Annotated in this window: 14 protein-coding genes; 3 read left to right on the plus strand and 11 right to left on the minus strand. The window is 68.9% G+C overall.

The genetic code is table 11. The features are described 5' to 3' along the window. Positions 1–22: 22 nt before the first annotated feature. The 5 genes from QNA08_RS09980 to QNA08_RS10000 all read right to left on the minus strand — a co-directional run bounded on the left by QNA08_RS09980 (position 23) and on the right by QNA08_RS10000 (position 4,973). A complete protein-coding gene (locus QNA08_RS09980) occupies positions 23–715 on the minus strand; it encodes a glutathione S-transferase family protein (protein WP_283740552.1) in 693 nt (230 codons plus the stop codon). Positions 716–861: 146 nt separating this feature from the next. Continuing rightward, positions 862–2,622, minus strand: a complete 1,761-nt coding sequence (locus tag QNA08_RS09985; RefSeq protein ID WP_283740553.1) for an acetolactate synthase 3 large subunit — start codon at positions 2,620–2,622, stop codon at positions 862–864. Between the two features lie 465 nt (positions 2,623–3,087). Continuing rightward, positions 3,088–4,023: a LysR family transcriptional regulator gene (locus QNA08_RS09990; protein WP_283740554.1), complete on the minus strand. Its 936-nt coding sequence runs from the start codon at positions 4,021–4,023 to the stop codon at positions 3,088–3,090. Positions 4,024–4,029: 6 nt separating this feature from the next. Then, positions 4,030–4,617 (minus strand): NUDIX domain-containing protein, encoded by a 588-nt coding sequence (locus QNA08_RS09995; protein WP_283740555.1) that lies wholly within the window; start codon positions 4,615–4,617, stop codon positions 4,030–4,032. Further along, entirely contained in the window at positions 4,614–4,973 is a 360-nt protein-coding gene (locus QNA08_RS10000; protein ID WP_283740659.1) for a DUF4406 domain-containing protein, read from the minus strand. Before QNA08_RS10000 ends, QNA08_RS09995 begins: the two co-directional genes overlap by 4 nt. A 275-nt stretch (positions 4,974–5,248) precedes the next feature. On the opposite strand from QNA08_RS10000, the gene QNA08_RS10005 reads away from it, so the two are divergent. Beyond that, positions 5,249–5,905 (plus strand): aminoglycoside 3'-phosphotransferase, encoded by a 657-nt coding sequence (locus QNA08_RS10005; RefSeq protein WP_283740660.1) that lies wholly within the window; start codon positions 5,249–5,251, stop codon positions 5,903–5,905. Positions 5,906–5,991: 86 nt separating this feature from the next. After that, the gene (locus QNA08_RS10010; RefSeq protein WP_283740556.1) at positions 5,992–6,633 is read left to right on the plus strand and encodes a glutathione S-transferase family protein; all 642 of its coding nucleotides are present in this window, start codon (positions 5,992–5,994) and stop codon (positions 6,631–6,633) included. Positions 6,634–6,697: 64 nt separating this feature from the next. On the opposite strand, the gene QNA08_RS10015 is transcribed toward QNA08_RS10010, so the two are convergent. Both QNA08_RS10015 and miaA read right to left on the minus strand, forming a co-directional pair. Continuing rightward, on the minus strand, positions 6,698–7,978 hold the full coding sequence (locus QNA08_RS10015) for an adenylate/guanylate cyclase domain-containing protein (protein ID WP_283740557.1): 1,281 nt from the start codon (positions 7,976–7,978) through the stop codon (positions 6,698–6,700). 124 nt (positions 7,979–8,102) lie between these two features. Then, positions 8,103–9,029: a tRNA (adenosine(37)-N6)-dimethylallyltransferase MiaA gene (gene miaA / locus QNA08_RS10020; RefSeq protein WP_283740558.1), complete on the minus strand. Its 927-nt coding sequence runs from the start codon at positions 9,027–9,029 to the stop codon at positions 8,103–8,105. Positions 9,030–9,045: 16 nt separating this feature from the next. Between miaA and serB the strand changes: the two genes are divergently transcribed. Beyond that, positions 9,046–9,957 (plus strand): phosphoserine phosphatase SerB, encoded by a 912-nt coding sequence (gene serB, locus QNA08_RS10025; RefSeq protein ID WP_283740559.1) that lies wholly within the window; start codon positions 9,046–9,048, stop codon positions 9,955–9,957. 82 nt (positions 9,958–10,039) lie between these two features. Here the strand turns inward: serB and QNA08_RS10030 are convergent, their stop codons facing one another. The 4 genes from QNA08_RS10030 to hflK form a co-directional block, all read right to left on the minus strand. Beyond that, a complete protein-coding gene (locus QNA08_RS10030; protein WP_422679892.1) occupies positions 10,040–11,530 on the minus strand; it encodes a DegQ family serine endoprotease in 1,491 nt (496 codons plus the stop codon). Positions 11,531–11,652: 122 nt separating this feature from the next. Further along, positions 11,653–11,850: a DUF2065 family protein gene (locus QNA08_RS10035; protein ID WP_283740560.1), complete on the minus strand. Its 198-nt coding sequence runs from the start codon at positions 11,848–11,850 to the stop codon at positions 11,653–11,655. A 27-nt stretch (positions 11,851–11,877) separates the two neighbouring features. Continuing rightward, a complete protein-coding gene (hflC, locus tag QNA08_RS10040) occupies positions 11,878–12,789 on the minus strand; it encodes a protease modulator HflC (protein WP_283740561.1) in 912 nt (303 codons plus the stop codon). Next, positions 12,786–13,913 carry an FtsH protease activity modulator HflK gene (hflK, locus tag QNA08_RS10045; RefSeq protein WP_283740562.1) on the minus strand — a complete coding sequence of 376 codons (1,128 nt, stop codon included), beginning with the start codon at positions 13,911–13,913 and terminating at the stop codon, positions 12,786–12,788. Before hflK ends, hflC begins: the two co-directional genes overlap by 4 nt. Positions 13,914–13,920 lie beyond the last annotated feature (7 nt).

Consider the following 13,920-nt stretch of genomic DNA (forward strand, 5'->3'; position numbering starts at 1 on the left):
GGAACGTGCTGCATAGCGGGCCTCACGCGGCTTGGCGATAATTCTCGAGGGCTTCCTCGGCCACCTCGTCGGCGTCGACGATCCAGTGCTCGGCCAGTGCCGCCTCGCGCCAGGCGCGGAAGGCCGGCGTCGTGAGCACAGCATCCATGTAGGCGCGCGTCGCCGCGTCGACGGGGAAGGAGTAGGTGTCGAGCCGCGTCACGACCGGCGCGTACATCGCGTCCGCCGCCGAGAATTCACCGAACAGAAACGGCCCACCCTGGCCGAAGCGTTCGCGCGCCTGCCGCCACGCCGAGACGACACGCGCGACGTCCCGGTTCACGGCCTCGCCGCGGTCGCGGTAGGCGTATTTCTTGCCGAGGTTCATCGGGCAGGCGTTGCGCAGGGCCCCGAACCCGGCATGCATCTCCGCCGCCAGCGAACGCGCCATGGCCCGTGCCGTCCGATCCGTCGGCCAGATGGCGCGGTCGGGAAAGCGCTCGGCGAGATAGTCCATGATCGCGATGGACTCCCACACCGCGACGTCGCCGTCGACGAGCGTCGGCACCTTGCCAGCCGGCGTGTAGCGCCCGACCTCGGCCTTCCAGGCCGGGTCGTCGAAGGTCGGGCCGAAGGGCACCAGCACCTCCTCGAAGGGAATGCCGGCCTGACGCATGAGGATCCACGGCCTGAGCGACCACGACGAATAGCACTTGTTGGCGATGACGAGCTTCATGGGCCTTGGTCCGGATTCGATGGTGGGGCGGCGAGCCTGCCGCGATGGGCGGCGCGGGTCCAATCAAGCGGTGTGACGGAACCGATCAAGGTCGACGCCCGCGTGGCTCACCTTCCCCCTTGACGTGGAGGGCGCGGCGCCGCGCCTCACACCAGCATCTTGCCCTTCTCGTCGATGACCGAGCCGATGTCCCCTGCAACGTCGTTGAGGAGCATCTCGTTGTGCGCCTTGCCGGACGGGATCATCGGGAAGCAGTTCTCGGTCTTGTCGACGATGCAGTCGAAAATGACGGGCCTCGGCGTGTCGATCATCTCACGGATGGCGTCGTCGAGCTTCGCCGGGTCGTCGCAGCGGATGCCGACGCCGCCGTAGGCCTCGGCGAGTTTCACGAAGTCGGGCAGGGCCGCCGAATAGCTCTCCGAATAGCGGCCGCCGTGCAGCAGTTCCTGCCACTGGCGCACCATGCCCATGTACTCGTTGTTGAGGATGAACACCTTGATCGGCAGGCGATACTGCAGCGCCGTCGACATTTCCTGCATGTTCATCAGGATCGAGGCTTCGCCGGCAATGTCGACGACGAGCGCCTTCGGATGCGCAAGCTGCACGCCGACCGCGGCCGGCAGACCGTAGCCCATGGTGCCGAGGCCACCCGAGGTCATCCAGCGGTTCGGCTCCTCGAACTTGAAGAACTGCGCGGCCCACATCTGGTGCTGGCCGACCTCGGTCGTGACGTAGACGTCGCGATCCTTGGTGAGTTCGTACAGGCGTTCGACAGCGTACTGTGGCTTGATCGTATCCTTCGACTGCCGGTAGGCGAGGCAGTTGCGCCCCCGCCACCCGTCGATCTTCTCCCACCACTCCTTCAGTGCCGCCTTGTCCACCTGCGGCGAGGCGGAACGCCACACGCGCACCATGTCCTCGAGCACGTGCGCACAGTCGCCGACAATGCCGATGTCAACCTTGACATTCTTGTTGATGGACGAGGCGTCGATGTCGATGTGGATCTTGCGCGAGCCGGGCGAGAAGGCGTCGAGGCGACCGGTGATGCGGTCGTCGAAGCGCGCCCCGACGTTGATCATCAGATCGCAGCCGTGCATCGCGAGGTTCGCCTCGTAGGTGCCGTGCATGCCGAGCATGCCGAGGAACTGCCGGTCGGAGGCCGGAAAGGCGCCGAGGCCCATGAGCGTCGACGTGATCGGGAAGCCAGTCAGGCGCACGAGCTCGCGCAGCAGGGCGGAGGCCTGCGGACCCGAGTTGATGACGCCGCCGCCCGTGTAGAACACGGGCCGCTTGGCCTGGGCCATCAGCGCGATGGCGGCCCGGATCTTCTCGGCGTCGCCCTGAACCTGCGGGCGGTAGGTCTTGTGCCGGTTGTTCGACGGCCGCACATAGGTGCCCGAGGCAAACTGGATGTCCTTCGGGATGTCGATGACGACCGGACCCGGCCGCCCGTTGGCGGCGACATAGAAGGCCTCGTGCAGGATGCGCGGCAGGTCCTCGATGCGCTTCACGAGATAGTTGTGCTTCGTGCAGTGCCGGGTGATGCCGACGGTGTCGGCCTCCTGGAAGGCATCCGAGCCGATGAGATGGGTCGGCACCTGCCCGGTGAGGCAGACGAGCGGGATCGAGTCCATGAGCGCGTCGGTGAGGCCGGTCACGGCGTTGGTGGCGCCGGGGCCGGAGGTCACGAGGACGACGCCGACCTTGCCGGAGGAGCGGGCATAGCCCTCGGCCGCGTGCACCGCGCCCTGCTCGTGGCGGACGAGGATGTGCTTGACCCTCTCCTGATGGAAGAGCGCGTCGTAGATCGGCAGCACGGCACCGCCCGGATAGCCGAAGATGTGCTCGACCCCCTGGTCCTGCAGCGCGCGGACCACCATCTCGGCGCCGGTCATCGTCTCGCTCATCGTCAAGTTCCTCGTCTCGCTTTCCGTCGGTCTTCGCTCGTTCCGCCGGGACGGGTCCGCTCGGGGCAATAAAAAAGGGTCCCAGAGGGACCCTGCATGCGCCACCAACCGGACCTGCGGGTCAGACCCGCTCCGTCGATGGCGCCCCCGGTACAATAAGAATCGCGCGCATGCGCCGCGTCACCCTTTATGAAGATTGCGCGGGACGCTAACGGAGCCGGCCACGTCGGTCAAGCCGCCTCGGGCTGCAATCGTGCGGCGCGATCACACTTTCTTGAACGGAACCTTTCCGCCCGTGGCGCGTTGACCATTCGAGCCGGGACTGCAAGCCCGGCAGAAAGATCGGCCGAAGACGACGCTTCGGCGTCGGGAAACGGCCGAGCGGCGGCGCACCGGGAAACCGATGCGCCGTCGTTGTGTCTTCGGGCTTCCTTCGTGACACGATGGGCCGATGCCGCCGCCCCTTCATGAGGCGCGTTCCGCCGCCCCGTCAGACGATCGGCTGACGGGTCGCGCCGCCCGGCTGTCGCCCGCCAGCGCCGCCGCGTGAGCCTTGAACAGGTCGGCGAGGGCCCGGCTCACGCCGGCAACCGGCCCAAGCGCGCGCAGGTCGCGATGCACGAGGATGAAGACGTCCTCGCGCAGGTCCTCGGGCGGCGGGATGAGGCGCACGAGGTCCGCATCGCCGTCCCCGAGCCAGCAGGGCAGCAGCGTCGCGCCCCTGTGACTGAGCACGGCCTGATGGCGCAGCGCCACATCGCCCATGCGCACCGCGATCGGACGTGCGCCCGCCCAGGCGTCGAGGAAGGCCGACTGCACCGACGAGCCGGATTTCGGCAGACCGATGATCGGCACGCCCCGGCCGATGGCCGCTTCCTCCGCACCCGCCGGGCCGTAGATGGTGAAGGCGAGACGCTTGACGCGGCGGGCGACGAGGTCGCCGTCCTCCGGCAGGCGCCGCATGCGAATGGCGATGTCGGCGTCGCGCCGGGCGAGATTCGCGCGCCCCTTGCTCGCCTCCACGGCGACAGGCACAGGCGCCGCGCTCGCGAGGAGCTCGCCCATGTGCCGCGCGAGAAAGAGCGAGATCGAGCCCGTGGCCGTGATGCGCACCGGCTCCCCGTCGCCCGCGTCAATGGCGCGAGCGGCGCGCACGATCTCGAGCGCTCCCATCGTCATGGTCGCGGCGCGCACCCTGATTCGCTCTCCCGCAGCCGTCAGCGCCAGCCTGTTGGACACCCGTTCGACGAGCCGGAGGCCGAGTGCGTCCTCGAGTGCCCGCAGGCGCCGCCCGACCGTCGGCTGGCTCAGCCCGAGCGCACGCGCCGCCGCGCTCAGAGAGCCCGTCTCGGCGATGGCCGCGAAGATGCGGATGTCGTCCCAGTTCGGCCCCTCGATCAAATCCCCTCACACCTTCATCAGCCCGGCGAGCTTCACATGCTGCAAGAGCATGATCGTCTTGCCGTCGATGATGCCGCCGGTCGCGATCATGGCCAAGGCGTCGTCGAGCGCGAGTTCGAGAACCTCGATGTCCTCGCCCTCGCAGGCCATGCCCCCGCCCTGCGCCACGCGATCGACGGGGGCGTAGCGGGCGACGAAGAAGACGAGCCGCTCGGTGACGCTGCCCGGGCTCATGAAGACCTCGAAGACGCGGCGCACGTCGCTCAGGCGACAGCCCAGCTCCTCCTCCGCCTCCCGGCGGATGCAGCTTTCGGGGTCGTCGCCGTCGAGAAGCCCGGCGCAGGCCTCGACGAGATGGCCGGGGTGACCGTTGACATAGGCCGGCAGCCGGAACTGACGCGCGAGCAGAACGGTGCCGCGGCCGGGATCGTAGGGCAGGATGACCGCCCCGTCGCCACGATCGTAGGCCTGGCGCACCTGCGTTTCCCAGGTTCCGTCGCGGCGGCGGTAGTCGAACGTCGTCTTCGTCAGGAGCGCCCAGTCGTCGGACAGGATCTCGACGGAGCGGATGCGGATCGGCGCCCGTTCGCTCACGGCTGCACCTCGGGCACGGCATCGAGCCCGTGGAAGACCGGCCGTCCCGCATCGCGGGCGATGCGCACCATGGCATCCGCTCCCTGCGACCGGCCGCCGATGCGCAGGCAGGCGTCGCAGCGGCGCACCAGCCGCTCCGCCAGGGGGTGGAAGATCTCGTCGAAGATGGCATCGCCGACGGCGCGTGAGCCGGCGAGGTCGATCAGCGGCAGGGCGAGCGCCTCGCCCGTCACCGGCACGTGGCCACGGTGGAAGAGCGCGAGCGCCGCCTCGTTCATGCTGCGCATATTGCGCTCGATGAGCAGGGGATCGTCGCCGGTGCCCGAGCGGTAGGGGCCGGCGACCAGGATGAGCATGGGTTCGACGGGCATGAGGAGACCTCGTGGAGAGAACCTTGAACATGCCCGATCCGGGAGGCCATGCACTCCACATCGGCGAATAGAGGCTATTCACGGGCGTTGCGCCCGGCGGCCGGCGCGGTCTGTGGCCGATGGCGCGGCCGGCACCATGACGCTACCATTGCACCTTCGCCGGATTCTTCATCACCGACAGCTCCGCTTCAGGAGACTTTCCCGATGCCGTGCGTCGACGCGATCGACCTCGGCCTGCCGCCCGCCCTGCGTTCGCTGCTGTGCGACTACGCCCGGGAGCGGCCGACCGCCGGAAGATCGGGCGCCGGTGTCTTCCGCCTCGAGGCGGAAGGGCGCCCTCACCTCTTCCTGAAGACGGATCGGATCGGCCGCTTCGTCCAGGTGCTCGGCGAGCGCGGCACCCCCTGCCCGCGCGTCCTCGCCCAGGAGGTCCACAACGGGCAAAGCTGGCTGCTCATGAGCGCCGTTGCCGGGCGGCATCTCGCAGCCTGCATGGGCTCGACCCGCAGGGCTGCCCCTTCGACCATCGGCTCGACCGCCGCATCACCCTCGCCGGGGCGCGCCTCGAAGCTGGCGTCGTCGACGAGGACGATCTCGACGACGGGCGCAAGGGCCGCACCGCCGCCGAGCTTTATGGCGAGCTCCTCGCGAAACGGCCCCTGGTCGAGACGCTCGTCGTCATGCATGGAGATGCCTATCTCGACAACATTCTGGCAGAGGGCGGCCGCTTCAGCGGCTTCGTCGATTGCGCACGCCTGGGCCTCGCCGACTCTTGCCAGGATCTGGCGCTCGTCCGCCGCAGCATCGGCGGCGAGCTGGGCGAGGAATGGATCAATCCGTTCCTGCGGCGCTATGGATCGACCGCGGCGGACGAGGAGCGCCTGTCGTACGACTGCCTTCTTGATGAATTCTTCTGACCGCCAAGGCCGGCGCGCCGGAGCGAAGGTTCCCGCAGGGCGGGGTTGGCGCCCGCAACGCTCTTGAACGCATGGAGGAACGTCGCATGACGGACGAACTCGTTCTCTACACCAACCCCTGGTCGCGCGGGCGCATCGCCCGCTGGATGCTGGAGGAGGTCGGCCAGCCCTACCGCACCGAGATCCTCGAGTACGGCACGACCATGAAGGCACCCGCCTATCTCGCCATCAACCCGATGGGCAAGGTCCCGGCGCTGCGCCACGGCGACACGATTGTCACCGAGGCGGCAGCCATTTGCGCCTACCTCGCCGATGTCTTTCCCCAGGCCGGCCTCGCTCCCCCGTCGGGCAGCCGCCTGCGCGGGCCCTATTATCGCTGGCTGTTCTTCGGTGCCGGGCCGCTCGAAGCGGCGGCGGTGAACCTGTCGCTCGGCTTCACGGTGCCGCTGGAGCGCGAGCGCCAGGTCGGCTACGGCAACATGGCGAATGTGCTGAACGCGATCGAGGGCGCCCTGTCGCAGAGCGACTACATTGCCGGCGACAGGTTCACCGCGGCCGACGTCTATGTCGGCGCGCAGATCGGCTGGGGCATGAGCTTCGGCACGATCGAGAAGCGCGCCGTCTTCGAGCGCTACTGGCAGCGCATCTGCACGCGACCGGCGGCCGTGCGCGCGAAGGAGATCGACGACACGCTCGCAGCGGACCGGCAACCGACGGCCGCCCAGTAGGACGGCCCGTCGGGAAGAGGATCGTCACCCGCCGCGACGACAGCATCGCGGCGGGCCGCAGCCCTCAGTGCACCGGCCCAAGGCTGCCGGCGTGGTGGGTCCAGAAGTGCTCGTTGGGCACAAGGCCGGTGGCGTCGGCGGAGAATTCGGGCTTGATGCGGTCGAGGAAATACATGTTCATTTCGCCCTTGCCCTTGACCGTGACCGATCCGCGCGGCTCCGTCTCGAACCAGGTCCGGACGTGGTTCCAGGTGGCCTCCGAGATGTTGACGCGGCCCGGCACGCCGGCGGCCTCCATCCGCTCCGCCACATTCACCGTATTGCCCCAGACGTCGTAGGTGAACTTGTGCCGACCGACCACGCCGGCGATCGCGGGGCCGGTGTTGATGCCGATGCGCGCCTCCCACAGCGGCAGATGCAGCTTCTCGCGCTGGCGGTTGGTGCGGGCGAGATAGTCCTGCAGGTGGAGCGCCGCGAGACATGCGTCGACGGGGTGGGTGCGGTTGGCCTCCGGCAGGCCGCCGGCCGCCATGAAGGCATCGCCGATCGTCTTCAGCTTTTCGAGACGGAAGCCCGTCACGATCTCGTCGAAGCGGGAAAAATGCTGGTCGAGCTGCTGCACCACGCTCGCGGGCTCCAGGCGCTCGATGAGCTGCGTGAAGCCCTTGAAGTCGCTGAAGACGACGCTCACTGAATCGTAGAAGCGCGGCTGCACGCGCGCGTGCGCCTTCAGCTCGTCGGCGATCGACGGTGGCAGGATGTTGAGGAGCAGGCGCTCGGACTTCTCCTTCTCCGCCTCCGCCATGTCGCGGGCCGAGCGCAGCTCGCGCAGGATCGTCTCGTGCTCCAGCACCTGCCGGCGCAGTTCGAGCTGGGCCACGGTCTGGTGGCACAGCCGCCGCACCGCCTGCTGCTGCTCGAAGCTCAGCTCATGCGGCTCGAAATCGATGACGCAGAGCGTGCCGAGCGCATAGCCTTCGGGCGTGATGAGCGGCATGCCGCAATACATGCGCAGGCCCGGCTCGCCCGCCACCGGCGGCGCGTCCTTGAAGCGCGGGTCCTTTGTCAGGTCCGGGATGTAGACAAGGTCGTTGTTGCAGATCGTGGTGGAGCAGATCGTGACCTCGCGCGGCGCCTCGGTGAAATCAGGCGGCAAGCCGTATTTCGCCTTCAGCCAGTCGCGCGTCTCGTCGATGAGGCCGACGACCGCCACCGGGCACCCGCAGATCTGGGCCGCGAGCTCGGTGATCTCGTCGTAGGCGACCTCGGGCGGCGTGTCGAGGATCTCGTAGCGGCGCAGCGCGGCGAGGCGCTCGGTCTCGTTGGCTGGAACGGGTACCTGCATGATCCCCTCCCTGCCCGACACGGCCGGCGGAGGGGCGTCGCCCGCCGTCGATCGGCCATGTGCATGACGACGGGTATTCTAGTTGCAGGCACGGCCAAAACAAATGCAGCGGCGCGATACCGCTTCACTCCCCCGCGCCGAGGAATCCCTCCAGCCGCGCCCGCGCCTCCTCCGGCCTCACCCAGGCGAATTCGCGCATCTGATGGCGGAACCAGGTGAACTGGCGCTTGGCATAATGGCGCGTGTCGGCCTTGGCGTGGGCCGCCGCCTCGTCGAGGGCAATCTCGCCGGCGATGTGGCGCAGGAGCCAGGGCACGCCGTGGGCCCGCATCACGGGCAGCGCCGGGTCGAGCCGGCGTTGGCCGAGCGCGCCGACCTCAGCGAGCGCACCCGCCGCCATCATCGCATCGAAGCGCCGGTCGATGCGCGCATAGAGGTCCTCCCGCTCCGGCGCGAGGAAGATGCAGGCCATGCGCACCCGCGCGAGCGGTCCAGGCTTCCTGGCGCCGTGAAAGGCCGCGAGCGGCTGGCCTGTTGCGGCGAATACCTCGAGCGCGCGCAGGATGCGCAGCCGGTCCGTCGGTCTGAGCTTGCCCGCCGTCCGCGGATCGCGCGCGGCGAGGTCGGCGTAGAGGAGCGGCGTCTCCCGACCCTCGGCCTCCTCCCGCACGGCGGCGCGCACCGTCTCCGGCACGACTGGAATCTCCGACAGCCCCTCGATGAGCGCCTTGAAATAGAGGCCCGTTCCACCGGTGACGATGGGCAGGCGGCCCTCGGCCCAGGCGGCCGCGATCACCGCGCGCGCATCCGCGAGAAAGCGGCCGACGGAGTAGTTCTCGGCCCCATCCACATGGCCGTAGAGCCGGTGCGGCGCGCGCGCCTCCTCCTCCGGTGTCGGCCGCGCCGTGATGATGGCGAGGTCGCGGTAGACCTGCATGGAATCGGCATTCACGACGATGCCGCCATGCGCCTCGGCGAGGGCGAGCGCGAGAGCGGACTTGCCGGATGCCGTCGGCCCTGCGATGAGGACGGCTCGAACCTTGTCAGTCACGCGCCCTCCCGCCCCGATGCCCGCTGCCCCGCTTCTCGTCGCGACGCTCGTTTCGAATCCGGCCGCGCCCGCCCTCACCGATGCCGTTCTCGCGCGTGCCGCGCAAGCCCTGCCCGGCGCCGGGCCCGTGACCCGTCTCGACGCAGAGATCGCGGCCGACATCGCATTCCGGCCGAAGGACGAGGCTGACGAGCCGCGTGTTCATGCCGAGGCTGTGCGCGCGGCCCTCGACGGCGCGCCCGTCGACGTCATCGTCCAGCCGGCCGCCGGCCGCCGCAAGCGGCTCTTCCTCGCCGACATGGATTCGACCATGATCGGCCAGGAATGTATCGACGAACTCGCCGATTTCGTCGGGCTGAAGGACAAGGTGGCAGCGATCACCGAGCGAGCCATGCGCGGCGAGATCGCCTTCGAGCCTGCCCTGCGCGAGCGCGTGGCGCTGCTCGCCGGGCTGCGGACGAGCGTGATCGAGACGATCATCGCCGAGCGCATCACGCTCACCCCCGGCGGCCGTGCCCTTGTGCGGACGATGCGCGCCAACGGGGCCTACACCTGCCTCGTTTCCGGCGGCTTCACCCTCTTCACCGGCCCGATCTCCCAGACGATCGGCTTTCACGAGCACCGCTCCAACCTCCTCGTCGAGGAGGATGGCCGCCTCGCCGGCCGCGTCGTGGAGCCGATCCTCGGCCGCGAGGCCAAGCTCGCCGCGCTGAAGGAGCTGCGCGCGCGCCTCGGCCTCTCCGGCGAGGCGACGCTCGCCGTCGGCGACGGCGCCAACGACCTCGCCATGCTCGGCGAAGCAGGACTTGGCGTCGCCTTCCACGCCAAGCCCGCAGTCGCGGCCGCCGCCCATGCCCGTGTCGAGCATGCCGATCTCACCGCGCTCCTTTATGCGCAGGGCTACCGTCGCGAGGACTTCGCCGACTGATCGCCGCGGGGGCCCATCCGCATCGCCAAGGGTCGGCCTGACGGCCGCCCTCGCCCACCGACGGATCTGTCGTCAAGCGCCGTCATTCCATGCTGACGGCGACGAAACGAACCTCGCCCTGGGCATTGGCGACGAGGAGCAGCGCCGACTTCTTGCCTTCCTTCTTCAGCGCCTCGAGGCGCTTGGACACGTCGGCCGGCGTGTTCACGGGCTCCTGTCCGACCTCGACGATGAGGTCGCCCGCCTGGATGCGCTTGTCGGCGGCAGCCGAGTTGGGATCGACGCGCGTGACGACGACGCCCTTGAGCCCTTCCTTGATGTTGAAGCGGCGCTTCAGCTCGTCATTCAGGCTGGAAAGCTCCAGACCGAGCGCCGACTTCACCAGCGGCTTCTCCGGCTCGCCGGGGGCCGCGGAAGCCTGCTTCTCGCCGTCCTCCAGGCGGCCGAGCTTCACGGTCTTCGTGAGCTCCTTGCCCTTGCGCACGATGACGACCTCGACCTCCTTGCCCACCGGCAGCGAGGCGACCATGCGCGGCAGGTCGCGCGATTCGCGCACGTCCTTGCCGTCGAACCTGACGATCACGTCGCCGACCTCGAGCCCGGCCGGCTTCGCCGGGCCCTTCTCGTCGATGCCGGCGACGAGCGCGCCGCGCGCGCGGCCGAGGTTGAGCGCCTCGGCGGTGGCATCATCGACGCCCTGGATGCGCACGCCGAGCCAGCCGCGGCGCGTCTCGCCGAATTCGCGCAACTGCTCGATCGTCGGCGCGGCGAGCGACGAGGGCACGGCGAAGCCGATGCCGACGGAACCGCCGGAGGGCGACAGGATGGCGGTGTTGATGCCCACCACCTCGCCGTTCATGTTGAACAGCGGACCGCCGGAATTGCCCTTGTTGATGGCCGCGTCCGTCTGGATGTAGTTGTCGTACGGACCCTGGTCGATGTTGCGGTTGCGCGCCGAGACGATGCCCGCCGACACCGAGCCGCCCAGGCCGAACGGGTTGCCGATGGCGATGACCCAGTCACCGATGCGCAGCTTGTCGGAATCGCCGAACTTCACCGCCTTGAGCGGCTTGTCCGGCTTCACGCGCAGGACAGCGAGGTCGAGCTTCGAATCCTTGCCGATGATCTCGGCCTTCAGCTTCGTGCCATCGTTAAAGATGACGCTGATCTCGTTGGCGTCGCCAATGACGTGATTGTTCGTCACCACGATGCCCGAGGCGTCGATGACGAAGCCTGATCCGAGGGAGTTCGAGCGGCGCTGGCGCGTGCCGTTGTCGCCCTGGCCGCGACGGTTGAAGAACTCTTCGAACAGGTCCTCGAAGGGGGTGCCCGGCGGCAGTTGCGGCAGCGCGCGGTTGCGCGTCTCCACGGTCGTGGAGGCGGAGATGTTCACCACCGCGTCGATCACCTGCTCGCTGAGATCGGCGAGGGACTCGGGCCCGCGCGCCAGCGCTGCGCTGGGAATGCCGGCGGGTGCGGCCAGCGACACGGCGGCCGCGAGCGCGAAGCTGGTAAAGGCGCGCCTCAGTCCCATCGGGACCGCAGGCACGGAAACTGTCCGGGTGACGGCCATGGTCGTCCTCGTTCCTGGCGGCCGCGGCAGGCTGCGCCGCAACCGGGGGTCACGTCGATTGAAGCACGAAATGCGGCGGAACGGCGACGGCGAGATCGTCGCGCGGCTCAAAATCGCGCGGGTCAGAGGAGGCCCGACCCGCGCACGAGCCAGACGATGACGACGCCGGCGATCGCCGAGACGATGCCGACGAGACGCATGCGTTCAACGGGTGCATCGGCAGCTTCCGCCATCGCCCGCTTCGCGGCCGTCGGAAAGGCCGCGAAGATGATGCCCTCGACCGCGAGGAGAAGGCCGAGCGCGGCGAGAAAATCCGTCATACGCCCCTGCCCCCGCCTCGCATCTCGTCACGGCCTCGCCGGTGCGGCAGGTGCGGCCCCCGCCGCAGCGCGCCCGCGCGGATCCGCGAAGAAGCGGAAGAAATCCGTGTCGGGCGCGATGACCAGCCGTGTGTCGCTCGACTTCAGCCCCTGCTCGTAGGCCTGCATCGAGCGGTAGAAGGCGAAGAACTCGGGGTCGCGACCGTAGGCCTCGGCATAGATGCGGTTGCGCTCGGCGTCGCCCTGGCCGCGCGTCTCCTCGGCCTTGCGGTTGGCCTCGGCGAGGACGACGGCCACGTCGCGGTCGGCCCGCGCCCGGATGCCCTGGGCGATCTGCGTGCCCTGGGCACGGATGTCGGCCGCCTCGCGCTGCCGCTCGGTCTGCATGCGCTGATAGACCGCCTGGCTGTTCTGCTGCGGCAGGTCCACCCGACGCAGACGGACGTCGACGACGGCGAGGCCGAGGCCGCCCGCCTGCTCGTTCACGTCGTCGCGGATCTCGCCCATGAGTTTCGCGCGCTCGGTGCGAACGATATCGGTAAAGGTCGCCTCCGCCAGCACGCTGCGCACCGTCGAGTTGACGATGCTGCCGAGGCGCAGGTTGGCGCCGGCGACGTTGTTCACCGCCTGGTAGAAACGCACCGGATCGATGATCTTGTAGCGGGTAAAGGCGTCGACCACGAGGCGCTTCTGGTCGGCGGCGATCACCTCCTGCTCGGGCAGGTCGAGATCGAGGATGCGCTTGTCGACATAGACCACGCTCTCGATCAGCGGCACCTTGAAATAGAGGCCCGGCAGGGCCGCCACCTGGCGCACCGCGCCGAAACGCAGGACGAGGGCCTGCTGCGTCTGCTGGACGACGAACGTCGCGGAATAGAGGAGGACGAGGGCGGCCGCGAGGAGGATCAGGCCGGTCATCTTGAGGACATTGCCGTTCATCGCGCGGCTCCCCCGGTCTGGGCGCCGGCGCCGGGACGGCGTTGCAGCTCGTTGAGCGGCAGGTAGGGCACGACGCCCTGGCCATTGCCCTTCTGGTCGATGATCACCTTGTCCATGCCGCCGAAGACGCGCTCCATCGTCTCGAGGAACATGCGCTGGCGCGTGATGTCGGGCGCCTTGCGATATTCCTCGTAGACCTGGGTGAAGCGCGAGGCCGCGCCTTGCGCCTCGGCCACGGTGCGCTGCTTGTAGGCCTCGGCCTCCTGGATGATCCCGGCCGCCCGGCCGCGCGCCTCCGGCACGACGCGGCTCGCGTAGGTCTCGGCCTCGTTGCGCACCCGGTCCTGGTCCTGGCGCGCCGCCTGCACGTCGCGGAAGGCGTCGATGACCTGAGCCGGCGGGTCGACCTTCTGCAGCTGCACCAGGCGGATCTCGACGCCCGCCCCGTACTGGTTCAGCGTCTCCTGCATGAGCTGCTTGACCTCCGCCTCGATGGCGCCGCGGTCGGTCGTCAGGATCTGCTGGATGTTGCGGCGGCCAACCACCTCGCGCATCGTGCTCTCGGCCACGGCCTTGATGGCGGCATCCGGGTTCTGCAGGTTGAACACGTAGTGCTCCGGCTTGTCCGGGCTCACCTGCCACTGCACCGTGAAGTCGATGTCGACGATATTCTCGTCGCCGGTGAGCATCAGGCTTTCTTCCAGCACGTCGCGCGGCGCGGAGATCCGGCGCGTCGTATCACCCGTGCGCAGGCCGATCTCGATGGTGTTGACCGTCGTGACGCGTGGCTTCAAGACGCTGCCGACCGGATAGGGCAGGTTGTAGCGCAGCCCCTCGGCGGTCTTGCCGACATACCTGCCGAAAATGAGATTGAGGCCGACCTCGTCCGGCCGGACAGTGTAGAATCCGGTCGTCAGCCAGAGGGCGACGGCGGCCAGCCCGATCAGCGCGATGCCGCGCCCGCTCACGGGGCCTCCGGGCAGAATGGTCTTGAGCCGGTCCTGGCTGCGGCGCAGGAGCTCCTCGAGATCCGGCGGCGCACCGCCGCCGCCCTGCGGTCCCGATCCCCACGGCCCGCCGGGCTTCTGGCCCCACGGTCCGCCGCTCTGGTTGCTCCAAGGCATTCGTGCC

The organism is Chelatococcus albus (assembly GCF_030067675.1).
Lineage (GTDB): Bacteria > Pseudomonadota > Alphaproteobacteria > Rhizobiales > Beijerinckiaceae > Chelatococcus_A > Chelatococcus_A albus.

Excerpts from the sequence above, each read along its gene's own strand:
- QNA08_RS09980 (WP_283740552.1), bottom strand. The coding sequence starts at position 715 with ATGAAGCTCGTCATCGCCAACAAGTGCTATTCGTCGTGGTCGCTCAGG.
- QNA08_RS09985 (WP_283740553.1), bottom strand. The coding sequence starts at position 2,622 with ATGAGCGAGACGATGACCGGCGCCGAGATGGTGGTCCGCGCGCTGCAG.
- QNA08_RS10000 (WP_283740659.1), bottom strand. The coding sequence starts at position 4,973 with ATGCTCATCCTGGTCGCCGGCCCCTACCGCTCGGGCACCGGCGACGAT.
- QNA08_RS10010 (WP_283740556.1), top strand. The coding sequence starts at position 5,992 with ATGACGGACGAACTCGTTCTCTACACCAACCCCTGGTCGCGCGGGCGC.
- QNA08_RS10015 (WP_283740557.1), bottom strand. The coding sequence starts at position 7,978 with ATGCAGGTACCCGTTCCAGCCAACGAGACCGAGCGCCTCGCCGCGCTG.
- serB (WP_283740559.1), top strand. The coding sequence starts at position 9,046 with ATGCCCGCTGCCCCGCTTCTCGTCGCGACGCTCGTTTCGAATCCGGCC.
- QNA08_RS10030 (WP_422679892.1), bottom strand. The coding sequence starts at position 11,530 with ATGGCCGTCACCCGGACAGTTTCCGTGCCTGCGGTCCCGATGGGACTG.
- QNA08_RS10035 (WP_283740560.1), bottom strand. The coding sequence starts at position 11,850 with ATGACGGATTTTCTCGCCGCGCTCGGCCTTCTCCTCGCGGTCGAGGGC.
- hflC (WP_283740561.1), bottom strand. The coding sequence starts at position 12,789 with ATGAACGGCAATGTCCTCAAGATGACCGGCCTGATCCTCCTCGCGGCC.
- hflK (WP_283740562.1), bottom strand. The coding sequence starts at position 13,913 with ATGCCTTGGAGCAACCAGAGCGGCGGACCGTGGGGCCAGAAGCCCGGC.